The organism is Burkholderia sp. BDU5, from assembly GCF_001522845.1.
Taxonomy (GTDB): domain Bacteria; phylum Pseudomonadota; class Gammaproteobacteria; order Burkholderiales; family Burkholderiaceae; genus Burkholderia; species Burkholderia mayonis.
Window position 1 is genome coordinate 1 of the sequence record NZ_LOWC01000147.1, and the last position, 11,818, is coordinate 11,818.

At 63.6% G+C, this 11,818-nt stretch carries 10 protein-coding genes; all 10 read right to left on the reverse strand.

Annotated features, from left to right (window positions below):
* Window positions 1-761: type VI secretion system Vgr family protein (locus WS69_RS23550; protein ID WP_156438356.1), on the reverse strand; the 761-nt coding region annotated here is incomplete at its 3' end.
* Complete coding sequence (tssH, locus tag WS69_RS23555) at window positions 752-3,586, reverse strand: type VI secretion system ATPase TssH (RefSeq protein ID WP_059473084.1); 2,835 nt, start codon at window positions 3,584-3,586, stop codon at window positions 752-754. The genes WS69_RS23550 and tssH, both read right to left, overlap by 10 nt.
* 2 nt (window positions 3,587-3,588) lie before the next feature.
* Window positions 3,589-4,578 carry a type VI secretion system baseplate subunit TssG gene (tssG, locus tag WS69_RS23560; protein ID WP_059473085.1) on the reverse strand — a complete coding sequence of 330 codons (990 nt, stop codon included), beginning with the start codon at window positions 4,576-4,578 and terminating at the stop codon, window positions 3,589-3,591.
* The gene (gene tssF / locus WS69_RS23565) at window positions 4,575-6,437 is read right to left on the reverse strand and encodes a type VI secretion system baseplate subunit TssF (RefSeq protein ID WP_059473086.1); all 1,863 of its coding nucleotides are present in this window, start codon (window positions 6,435-6,437) and stop codon (window positions 4,575-4,577) included. The genes tssG and tssF overlap by 4 nt, the downstream gene beginning before the upstream one ends.
* Before the next feature lie 13 nt (window positions 6,438-6,450).
* Entirely contained in the window at window positions 6,451-6,882 is a 432-nt protein-coding gene (locus WS69_RS23570; RefSeq protein ID WP_059473087.1) for a GPW/gp25 family protein, read from the reverse strand.
* A 78-nt stretch (window positions 6,883-6,960) separates the two neighbouring features.
* Entirely contained in the window at window positions 6,961-7,488 is a 528-nt protein-coding gene (locus WS69_RS23575) for an Hcp family type VI secretion system effector (protein ID WP_010108180.1), read from the reverse strand.
* A 143-nt stretch (window positions 7,489-7,631) separates the two neighbouring features.
* Window positions 7,632-9,134, reverse strand: coding sequence for a type VI secretion system contractile sheath large subunit (gene tssC / locus WS69_RS23580; protein ID WP_162498995.1), 1,503 nt, complete (start codon window positions 9,132-9,134; stop codon window positions 7,632-7,634).
* Between the two features lie 2 nt (window positions 9,135-9,136).
* Window positions 9,137-9,685 (reverse strand): type VI secretion system contractile sheath small subunit, encoded by a 549-nt coding sequence (gene tssB / locus WS69_RS23585; RefSeq protein ID WP_059473089.1) that lies wholly within the window; start codon window positions 9,683-9,685, stop codon window positions 9,137-9,139.
* A gap of 33 nt (window positions 9,686-9,718) precedes the next feature.
* A complete protein-coding gene (locus tag WS69_RS23590) occupies window positions 9,719-10,660 on the reverse strand; it encodes a type VI secretion system protein TssA (RefSeq protein WP_059473090.1) in 942 nt (313 codons plus the stop codon).
* A gap of 907 nt (window positions 10,661-11,567) precedes the next feature.
* Window positions 11,568-11,818: hypothetical protein (locus WS69_RS35065; RefSeq protein ID WP_231747204.1), on the reverse strand; the 251-nt coding region annotated here is incomplete at its 5' end.

An 11,818-nucleotide genomic window follows, 5' to 3' on the forward strand; every position in this document is an offset into this window, starting at 1 on the left:
AGCGGAATCCCTTCGAGGCTCGGCTGATCGACCTGCGCATCGCTGTCGAGCTTGTTCGACGGCGCGTGATAGTCGAAATCGCGCAGCGCGACGTTGTTCGACTTGATCCGCCGCGTGCGCTGCAGACGCTGCACGCCTTCGCGTCCCTGAATCGCGCGCGACTCCTCGCCGTCGGGCAGATACTCCAGCTCGTCGTTCGGCAGTGGCAAGTCCTCGAACCGCTGCGTATCCGAGATCACCACCACGTGCCGGTCCTGCTCGTGCTCGATCCAGAAATAAATCCCTTCGTCCTCGAGCAACCGCTTCACGAAGTTCAGATCGGTTTCCTGGAACTGCACGCAGTACTCGCGCGGCTCGTAGCTGCCTTCGAGCTCGAACCGGTAACCGTTGCGCTGATGCCCCTGGAACACCTGCTCGACGATCTGCGGCACGCTCATGTTCTGGAAAATCCGGCTGTTGCGATTCTCCGCCAGAAACGACAGCCAGCTCTTCAGCTCCAGCGTGTACGTGTACTGCCCGCTCATCTGACCCGTGTCGTAGCCGCCGAACACGTGCGTGTTGAACGTCCGCACGTCGCCGCCGCCCAGATCGATGTCCGCCGACAGCGACGAGCCGAGCAGCGCGTCGAAATCCAGGTCCGGGTCGTGGCTCAGCAGATCCAGTTGATACGACGGCTCCTGCGACAGGTTTTCGTGGACCACGAAGCTCAGCGCGACCGCATCCAGCTCCAGCAAGGGACTGCGCAGTTCGATCAGACGCATGACGGTTCTCCCGTCGTGCCGGCATCCGCCGATGTCGTCTCGTGAGGCCGCGGCGCTTCGGCCGGAGGCTCATCGCTCGCATCGGCGCGCGCGTCGTGCACTTCACGTGATTCATGCGATTCGCGTGCTTCGTGCGCTTCCGCGGAAGCGGCCGCCGCAGCCTCCAGCGCAGCCGCAGCTGTAGCCGCCTGCTCGCCGAGCGTCGCCGCGTCGGTGCCGTTGAGTTCCCATGCGTCTTCGTCGAACACGAGCGACAGCTGCTCGTGCGCGGACAGCCGCACCGTCTTCAGCGCGCGCCCCTCCGCGCGTGCAGCGAGCACGCCGCGCGCGACGGCCGGCATCACGTGCTGGCGCAGCAGATCGCGCACCGCGCGGCCGTTCGCCGGATGCTGCGACACCGCGTGCGCCACCCATGCCGCGACGCCTTCGTCCGCGCGCCACTGCAGATCGTTCTCCGCGAGGCGCTCGCCAAGCTCGTCGAGCGCCTGCGTCGCGATCCCGGTGAGCGCATCGACGTCGAGCGGCCGGAATGCGACGAGCTGGATCCGCGCGAGCAGCGCGGGCGAAAAACGCCCTTGCAGCCGCTCGCCGACGAGCTTGTCGAGCTTCGCCTGCGAAATCTGCGCATCGGCCTTGCACGCCGCTTCGATCTCGACATCGCCGAGATTGCTCGTCAACAAAATGAGGCAGTTGCGGAAGCTGATCCGGCGACCTTCGCCGTCCTCCATCCAGCCCTGATCGAAGACCTGATAGAAAACTTCATGAATGTCCGGATGCGCGCGATCGAATTCGTCGAGCAGCAGCACGCTGTACGGCTTCTTGCGAACCGCTTCGGTCAGGCGCCCGCCCTTGCCGTAGCCGACGTATCCCGGCGGTGCGCCCTTCAGCGTCGATACCGTGTGCGCTTCCTGGAACTCGTTCATGTTGAACTGGATAAGATTGCGCTCGCCGCCGAACAACAGCTCGGCGAGCTTCGCGGCCGCCTGGCTCTTGCCCGTGCCGGTCGGGCCGGCGAGCAGCATCACGCCGAGCGGCCGGCGCGGATCGTTGAGCCCCGAATGCGACACTTGCAGCGCTTGCGCGATCGAGCGCATCGCGCCCGTCTGGCCGTGGATGCCCGCGTTCAGCGCGCCCTCGAGCTCGACGACGCGCTGCGCGTCGTCCTGCGCGAGCTGCGCGACCGGCACCCCCGTCCACTCGGCGAGCACCTCCGACACCACGTGCTCGTCGACCCAAGGACGCACCCAGCGATTCGCGCCGATGCGCACGGCGAACGAATCGCCGTCGCTGTCGGCCGACATGGGTGCTTCATCGTTCAGACGCGCGAGCCACGTGCGCACTTCGTCGCGCTGCGCGTCGACGACCGTCTCCAGCGTCGCCGCCTGCTGGAAGAGATTCGCTTGACGGCCTTCGAGCTCGGCCTCGTCGCCGGGCGTGCGCACGCCCATTCGGCGATCGCTCGCGCGCCAATCGAGCGTCTGACCGATCGCGAACGCCTGATGCTGCAGCCGTTCGAGCTCGGCGGGCGCGCAGTTCTGGCTCATCGCAACGCGCGCGCATGCGGTGTCGAGCAGGCTGATCGCCTTGTCCGGCAATTGCCGCGCGGGCAGATAGCGGCGCGACAACTCGACCGCGCCACGCAGCGCCGAATCGACGATGCGTACGCCGTGGTGCGCGGCGAAGCGCGGCGCGATCGTGCGCAGCATGTCGACCGCCGCGTCGTCGTTCGGCTCGTCGACGGCCACCGCCTGGAAGCGCCGCACGAGCGCCGCATCCGGCTCGATGTATTGCTTGTACTCGGACCACGTCGTCGCGGCGACCATCCGCAGTTGGCCGCGCGCGAGCATCGGCTTGATCAGATTCGCCGCGTCGCCCGTGCCGGCCGCGCCGCCCGCGCCGATCAGCGTGTGCGTCTCGTCGCAGAACAGGATGATCGGGCTCGGCGCGGCGATCACCGCGTCGATCAGCGACTTGAGCCGCTGCTCGAATTCGCCGCGCACGCCGGCGCCCGCCTGCATCCGCGCGAGATCGAGCGCCCACACCTGCGCGCCGAGAAGCCCGGGCGGCACCGCGCCCGCGTGGATCTTCTGCGCGAGCGCCTCGACGACGGCCGTCTTGCCGACGCCCGCCTCGCCGACGAGGATCGGATTGTTCTGGCGGCGGCGCGACAGGATGTCGATCACTGTCCGCAATTCGTCGTCGCGGCCGACGACGGGATCGAGCTCGCCGCGCGCGGCCTGCTCGGTCAGGCACGTCGCCCATTTCGCGAGCGCATCGCTGCCGCCGTCGGTGCCGGTTTCGCCCGCGTCCACGCCGAGCGCGCCGCCGCCGACCGCCGCCGGCGCCTCGTCGGCTTCCGGCCAACCCGATGCGAGCGCCTCGTAGCGCTTCACCACTTCATCGAGCGCGGCCGACGTGATGCCGGTCGGCACGCGCTGCTGCAGCCAGCGGCGCGTCAGATCCTCGTCGAGCCACGCGAGCAGCAGGTGGCCGGAGCGCACCTTGCCCGCGCGCGCCGCGATCTGGCTCCAGATGACGGCCGGTCCGACGCTGCGCTCGAGCGAGCTCGAGATGTCGCGCAGCGAGTCGCCACTGACGTCGAAGCCGTCGAGCGCCTTCTCCATCCGGCGCTTGACTTCGCCGACGTCGCTGCCGAACTGCTCGAACAGGCGTGCGAGATCGCTCTGCTCACGCTGCAGCAGGCACAGCGCCCAGTGATCGAGGTCGATGAAAGTGTGCCGACGGGATCGGCCTAGCGCCGTGGCGTCGACGAGGGCCGCATAAGTCGTGCGGCCGAGACAGTTGAATATGCGTTCGCGATTCACGTCTAGTCCCGAAAAGATTCATAGACAGTCAAGGTGCGCAGCGCCCGATTCGGCCGTGACCACGCGTCGACGCCGACACGCATGCACCCAACCCTTCCTGCGAGTTCAGGGCGCGTCCACACCTGAACCTTGATGACAGGGTAAATTCGTCCGTCGACGAAATCCGTCACGACCGCGGACACCGCCAGGACGGCTGCCGCGCGGCGTTGCCACCGATAGAACTCGTCTGCTTCGATCGGACCGATCACGATCTCGATCGAGTGCTGCACGTCCCAGATCCGCGCGCCGAGCCGCCATCCGCCGAGCCGCCGCGCGTTGTTCGCCGCCGCCGGCACAGGAATCCAGCGGCCGTGACGCGGCACGACCTGCAGCGCGACGCCAAAGTACGCACGCAGCATCCGTTGCAGATCGGCAAGCGAGCGCCGCGGCGCGCAGTAGATGCCGGGAAACGCGCGCCGGCACGCTTGCGTGTGATGCTCGAACGGATCGAAGTCGGTCTGCGGCGCGCGACGCGCGTCGGCGAGCGCGGTCACGCGCTCGACGAACGGATTGCGTGCGCGCTCATAGCCGAGCACCGGATGCATCGACGACCACGCCGAGTAATGCAGCCACGCGAGGTCGCCGCATGCGACGTTGACGAAGCGCTCGAACGCAGCGTTGCGCTCGAAGCGCTTCTCCTGCATCGCGTGCTCGGTCACGTGCACCGGCAGCGGCCCGTACGGCGCGAATAGCCCGAAATGACGCTGGACCACCGTGACCTGCGGGTGATCGTCGTCCTCGATGAAGCGCGGCAGTGTCACGTGCACGCGCTCGACTTCCGTGCTCGCGAAATGCATCTCCGCCGGCTGCTCGATGCGCAGCCACTTCGGCAGCCGCCGCCTGCGCGCCGATCGCCTGTCGTGCCTACGCTGCAGCGCTTCGACCCGCCGCATCAGCTCGAAGAAGGTGCGGCGAGGCGTCAGCGCTTTCGTCACGCGGTCGAGCGTCGTCACGTGAGCCTCCCATCGCGCGACGCCGCGTTCGTGTGCGAGCTCGCCGCATCGCCGTCGAGGCGCACGACGATCTCGATGCCATCGTTGAGCGTCGCCGATTCGGCGAGCGCCTGCGCGAGCAGCCGCCCGAACAACCAGCCGCCGCGATCCGCGTGCAGCGACTCGGCAATGTCGATCTCGACTTGCGTCGCACGAACGAGCGCGGTCGGCGCCGCGCGACCTGCCGCGACGAAGCGCGAGCGCAGCACGACCGAGCGCAGGCTCTCGAGCCGCTGCCGGTCGAGCGCATCGTCCTTGTCGATCGCGAGCAGCAGCTGCTCGACGATGCGCGCCGTCACGTCCTGCTGCTGCGACACACGCAGCGCGAGCGGATTGCGGCCGATGTGCGACACGGCTTCCCAACACGCTTCGACGCTCGGCTTCCCGCGCGGCGCGCTCGCCGGCCACAGGCACTCGATACGCTTCACCGCGGTCGGATCGAGCAATTGCAGTTCGGCGTCGAGCAGCGCGGTCGGCCGCCAGTCGCGATCGGCGACGAGCGCGCGGCCCGTGATCGTCGCGACATCGTCCGGATCGAGCGTGTCGTCGACCATCGAAACGGCGATCAAGTCGTGACTCGCGAGCGGATCGAAACGATCGCGCCGCACGCCGTCGACGAGCAGCGCATCCTCGCGCCGCATGCCGTAACGGATCGAGCCATCCTGCCCTTCGTAGCCCGCCGTCTCGAGCACCGACCGCGCACGATGCGCGCGACCATTGGTCTCGCACACGAACACCTCGTTCAGTGCCCACAAGTGATGCGCGGCGGGCCGCATCCGGTCGACCGGAATCCACTGCTCGGGCTGATTCGCGTCGTACGGCACCGGATCGAAACGTTTGGAATACAGATTGATCGCCGGCGTCGCGAAGAGGCGGAACTGACTCGCATCGACGTCGCCGACCAGATCGCCCGGCGCGTCGCGCAACGCGAAGAACAGCTCGAACGCACGCGCGGACGGCGCTTTCTCGGCGACCACAGCCAACGCATCGACGTAGACGCCGAGCAGGCGCGTCGGCTGCGCGAAGTACTCGCGCAGCAGCCTCAGCCCGGGCAATCCGCCGAAATCCTCCGGCAGCAGCGCCTCCGAATCATCGACGCCGGAGAGACGAATGCCTGACATCGGCAACGTCAGCACTTCGTCGCCGCGAGCCGTCGACACGAGCGCGAACCACGCGGTCGTATCCGCGAGCAGCGCGCGATGCAGCGCATAAGCGCGCGGCAAGTCTCCCGCGAGGCTCAGATGCAGCGGCGCGAACCCTTTGTCTTCGCGCGACAGCTCGGAGATCGACGCGCCGCCTTCGACCTCGAACTTGAAGCGCAGCACCGCGTGCGACGACGCGAGCCGTTGCGCGAGCAACGACGGCAACCCGGTGATGCTGCGGCTGCATTCGACCGACGCGAGACGCAGCGGCAACAGCGTAACGTCGCGCGCGGTCGAGAACATCACCGGCAGCTTGCGGCCCGGCAGATGAGCCGCCACGAGCGAGCCGCGCGGCAGCGTATTGCCGCGGAACGCGTCGGGCGACCCCAGGTCCGGATGGAACGCGAATGTCGAGATCGCCGGCGTCGAAGCCGTGTAGAGCGGGCAGAGGCGCCCGAGCGCCTGCTGCGCGAACTCCGCGCATTCGCGGTCGAGACGCTTCTGCACACGCGCCGACAGATACGCGACACCCTCGAGCAGCCGCTCGACGAACGGATCCGTGACCGCATCCGGATGCAGCCCGAGTGCCGAAGCCACCTGCGGGTGCTCTTTAGAGAAGCGCGCGCCCGCATCGCGAAGCTGCCGCAATTCGTCGTTGTAGTAGTCGAGGAAATTCATCGCCGTTCGCCGTTCACCGATCGTCCGCCAGGCCGAAATAACCGCTCAGGTAGTCGAGCGCGAGACTCACGTTGAGCTCGGTTCCATCGTCGCGCGCCTTCATCGACACGTCGAAGTAGATCGTCTGCGGCAAGCGCCGACGACTCTCGGTCCGAGGCTTGACCGTCGTGCTGGCGGGATCCACGCGCGGCTCGAAGCGACGAATCACTTCGCAGATGTGCGCGGCGGCGTGAGCGGGGTTGATCTTCGTCGCGCCGGCCGCCTGCATCGGCGGACAGCCGAAGTTCAATACCGAATGCGCTGCCGGACTGTCGTCCGCGACGCGCATGCGCGCACCGCGAATCGCATGATTCATCAGGTCGACCAAATGATCCGCGACGACCTCTTGAAGCGAATGACGACGAATTCGTCTGGACAGCTTGTTGTAGAGTTGAAGATCGCTCACGTGCGTGTTCCCGAGTGTTGTGGCGCGAGGCCACAACACTGCCCAAGGTTAGCCTGGAAACTAGAACCTTCCGACGGGTTAGATCGGGGCGTTCTGCTTGAGGTCGTACCCGGCCTTGATCACCGCGCCCATCGTGCCGTCGTTGCGCTGTTCGCGATACTCGAACTCGATCTGGGCGAAGTTGATCCGGATCTGGTCCGTCGGCAGCACGCCGTCGACTTCGCCGCTAGCGTGACCGAGCTGCGAGAACGGCATGTTGCCGAGCGTACGGAACGACGACACGAGGCCGCTCGCGAACGAGATCGTCAGGAACTCCTGCTGGCCCTTGCCCGACTTGCGGCAAATCAGCTTCGCGGTTCCGATGTGCTCGCCCGTCGCACACATCAGGAACAGCTTCGGCGAAGCCTTGTTCGACACCATGCGGAACTCGAAGTCCTTCATCTCGACCTTGCCCGCGCCGCCGCCGCTGCCGAAGCCCCAGCGACCCGAGTTTTCTTCCGCCCACTGCCAGCTCTGAATCTGGATCAGACCGGGGTATTGCTGATCGGTCGACTCGCCCTCGACGCCATCGATCTGCAAGAAGTAATCAACCAACGCATTTGCCATGCTATGAACTCCTAATTAGTTATAACAAGACCATATCGAAAAGACCGCTGTTGAATCTGCTGCGGAACGGTTCGACTCCGACCCGCAACGCCTCGAACACCTCCTTCTTTAAGCGAAACCGCAACCGGCCCGGTAGTCGCGGCTCAGGTCGTCACCTCTTGCTTGGTCGACGGAAGCTTCGAAACCAATCGGAGAGAAACGGTCAAACCCTCCAGTTGGAAATGGGGGCGCAGGAAAAACTGCGCGCGATAGTAGCCGGGGTTCTCCGGAATCTCGTCGACGACCACTTCCGCCGCCGACAGCGGACGCTGCGACTTCGTGACCTCGCTCGAGATGCTCGGATCGCCGTCCACGTAGTTCATGAGCCAGTCGTTGAGCCAGCGCTGCGTGTCCTCGGCCGACTTGAACGAACCGATCTTGTCGCGGACGATGCACTTCAGGTAGTGTGCGAAACGGCACGTCGCAAAAATGTACGGCAGCCGCGACGACAGATTCGAATTCGCGGTCGCGTCGTCGTCCTCGTAGATCGCCGGACGATGCACAGTCTTCGCGCCGATGAACGCAGCAGTGTCCGAATTCTTCCGGTACACGAGCGGCATCAGGCCGGACTCGGACAGCTCGTGCTCGCGGCGGTCCGAGATCGCGATTTCTGTCGGGCAGTGCAGATCGACTTCGCGATCCTGCGACGGCAGTACGAACTTCGGCAGCACCTCGACCGCGCCGCCTGACTCGACGCCGCGAATCTTCGTGCACCAGCCGTAGGTCTTGAACGCGCGCGTGATGTTGGCGCCCATCGCGTACGCAGAGTTCGCCCAGCAGAAATCCTCGGCGCGGTTCGGATCGACCTTCTCCTCGAAGCCGAACTCTTCGACTGGCTGCGTCTTCGGACCGTACGGCACGCGTGCGAGGAAGCGCGGCAGCGTGAGCGCGAGATAGCGCGAGTCGTTGCTTTCGCGCAGACGGCGCCAGAACGCGTATTCGGTCGCGGTGAAGATCTTCGACACGTCGCGCGGGTTCGACAGCTCGCTCCAGTCGTCCATCTGCAGCAGGCCGGGCGCGGCGGCCGCGATGAACGGCGCATGCGCGGCCGCCGAGATCTTCGACATCTCGGTCAGAATCGACACGTCCTGCATGCTGTGATCGAAGTAGTAATCGCCGATCAGGCAGCCGAACGGCTCGCCGCCGAACTGGCCGTACTCCTGCTCATAGATCATCTTGAAAATCGGACTCTGATCCCACACGACGCCCTTGAAGCGCCGCAGCGTCTTGCCGAGATCCGCTTTCGAGATGTTCAGGTAGCGGATCTTCAGGTTCTCGCTCGTGTCGGTATTCGACACGAGATAGTGCAATCCGCGCCATGCGCCTTCGAGACTCTGGAAGCGCTTGTTGTGCAGCACGAGCGTCAGTTGCTCGGAGATCTTCTTGTCCAGTTCTGCGACCAGTTGCTCGATCGTCTGCGCGACGTCCTCGCGAACCACGACCCGGCTGCGCCGCGCATACGCCAGCAGCGTCTCGACGGCGTTCTGCACTGCCTCCGCGGCCTCGTTGGTCCGCGGCCGGAACGAGCGGCGCAGGATATCCTTCAGATCCTCGTTGACGTTCTGATCGACGACTACCTTCTCGGCAGACGATTCAAGCTGCTGCATACTCATTTCGCACCCTCTTCCGGTTGTTGGTCGCCGCCTTCACCGGTGCTGCCGGATTGTTCCGTCGCCTCGGCGTCGCTCGCCCATTGCGGGCTCTTCAACAATTCCTGGATCACGTCTTCCGCCGCGGCCTTACCGTCCATGTAGGTCAGCAGCTCCTTCAGGCGGTTGCGCGCTTCGAGCAGCGTCGACAGCTCGGGAATGCGCTTGACGACCGCAGCGGGCTCGAACGATTCCATCGACGTGAACGTCAGGTCGATCGGGATCAACGTGCCGTCGTTGGTAAGCACGTTCTTCACGTGGTAGCTGAGCGACGGCGCGATCTGCGCCATGCGCTCGTCGAAGTTCTCGACGTCGATCTCCTGGAAGCGGCGATCCTCGACAGGGCCGAGCGGCTCGGTGTTGTCGCCCGACAGGTCCGCCATCACGCCTGCGACGAACGGCAGCTCGACCTTCTTCTGCGACCCGTAAACCTCGACGTCATATTCAATCTGCACGCGGGGTGCACGACTCTCCCCGATGAATTTCTGTCCATCCTTTTGTCGAACCATGATGAGCAAGCCCTCTACACGAAGTTGTTCACGTTACTTGATAGAGCTCTGCGGCCGGTTCAGCTGGGCCACCAGAGAAACCGCCTCGGGATAGAGCTCCGCCATCACTTCCTCGAAACCCGCCCCTAGCATTCTTTGAATCCGCGACAGGAAGATCGGCGCCGGATGGCTCGGCTCGTGGACGCGGAAATACTCGACGATTCGCTCGAGCGCCACACCGACTTCCTGCCTCGACCTCAGCGCGCCGCCCTGGCCCGCAGCAGGCAGCGGCGCATCCAGCGCCGGCGTGCCTGGCGCCGCGTCGACCGGCTTCGTGGCGGCGACATCTGCACTTCCCGCACTTCCAGTTTCCGTCTGCGTGAGCCGCGACGCCGCCACGCTCAACAGATCCAGTGCGCGCGAAACGTTGAGCTCTTGCTCTATTGCAGCGATCGATTCCCTGATTCTCGACAAGGAATCCTGAATGTTATGTACAAGAATGTTCGCTCTAATGCGATAGTCGCGATCCTCCACGATCGAAGCGGCGCGCCCGCCGATCAGATCGTTGAGCGTCGCGTCGCGATCTTCGAATCGGGAGCTGCCGAGCTGATGCAGGAACTGCGGTCCCGAAATCCAGCCGAGATGAATCGAAAGCGTTTCGCCGGGCGATTCGTCAGGCAGCGCGCGAGGATGCAATTCCTCGACGGGCGCGCTCATCAGATCGGCCAGCAATCGAACGCCATCGGCCAGCCCGATCAATCCGCGCCGCGCGATGCATGCGCGCAGATGCCAAATGGCGACCCGGACGTCTTTCGCCTTTTTCAGTAAAGCGAGACATGCGGTTTCGACCGAAGCCCATTGAAATGCGCTCTCACCTTTTCGTTGGGGCGCGTAGCCGACGGAATCGTATTCGCAGATGGCCGCGTCGATTTTGATAAAATCTTCGTCGAAATCCAGTAAATCCGGCGAGTGGCCCGGTAGTGCATCGTCGTTCATGGTCTATCCGCAAATCACAGGCGACGGGGACTGTCTTCGCAAAACCAGATTAGCTTGTGTTTTGTCAAAGTACCCAAACTTATTTCTTCGAATGTATTAACGACCACATAACTCGATGCCTACTATATGCCGGAGCGTCTTGGGGAATTAGATGAGTGCGCACCAAAAAAAGACAAACAGATGCTCCCAGTTTCCAGAAAAATTTTCCACGGAAACCGTTTACGCCGCTGCTTTTTTCTCAGCGATATCAACCCGCCCCTTCCGCCCGGCCCGAGCCCTGTAGACCGGCAAGCGCCAGCCATCCGCATCGGCAATCGATAAGATGCACCTTCGCTAAATCAAATGCGGCGCACACATAAATCAATACGCTGCCGCGATTACAGCGAAAATACCATCCAAGCACCGGGTTTAATCTGAAGCGTCACACCTTAGAATCCCTCGACGACAACGGTGTGACAATCATTCATATCGTTACAGTCTACGCTGTAAATTTATAGAACGCCCGTAAATTTGGCAAGCAGAAATAATTTTTTCTTACAAAGAGAACTATAAGTTTGATTCAATCAAATTGAAATAAGAGGATTACCTCCAAGCCAGAGCGAGTATCGAACGGCGCGGAGATTTTTATCTTGAACGCTCCTTCTGAGCGACATTCGTCGATCCGAGCGTCAACTTACTCAATCACTACTTCAAACATTCAGACCTGATTTCCGAGACTACTTAATATGTATTCGCAATCGTTTGCGAGGCCTGTTCATCCAAGATAAACGCACCGCATCGGAATTGCAAGACGGCTGAAAATGCCCGTCGCCTTTGCCGCGAAACCGATCCGGCACGCGCACGGCGCAAGTACATGCGGAGAGGCCAAGCGAAGCACCTTTGTTACATCGAGCTTAATTTAACTCAATCAAGAGAATGCCTCGTTGCCGGATAGGCGACATATCCGCCAAACGATCAATATCGATGCGATAACGTCGAAATCTAGCAGGCTGTTGAAGTATCCCCCTCGCGGCGCAGCGGTAGCTTTCCAAAGAGCTGCGGCGCCGTTTTTAGGGGTGTCGATTTGCTGCTGAATTTCCTTAGAGACGGTTTCAAAAAGGCCCGGTGGGGCTGTTAACTTTCGCGGCGAGCTGTTAACCTCAGGCATCGGAACAACCG

Bases quoted from the DNA above. Each gene is read 5' to 3' on its own strand.
- tssB (WP_059473089.1), bottom strand. From the start codon at position 9,685: ATGGTTCGACAAAAGGATGGACAGAAATTCATCGGGGAGAGTCGTGCA.
- WS69_RS23575 (WP_010108180.1), bottom strand. From the start codon at position 7,488: ATGGCAAATGCGTTGGTTGATTACTTCTTGCAGATCGATGGCGTCGAG.
- WS69_RS23590 (WP_059473090.1), bottom strand. From the start codon at position 10,660: ATGAACGACGATGCACTACCGGGCCACTCGCCGGATTTACTGGATTTC.
- tssF (WP_059473086.1), bottom strand. From the start codon at position 6,437: ATGAATTTCCTCGACTACTACAACGACGAATTGCGGCAGCTTCGCGAT.
- tssC (WP_162498995.1), bottom strand. From the start codon at position 9,134: ATGCAGCAGCTTGAATCGTCTGCCGAGAAGGTAGTCGTCGATCAGAAC.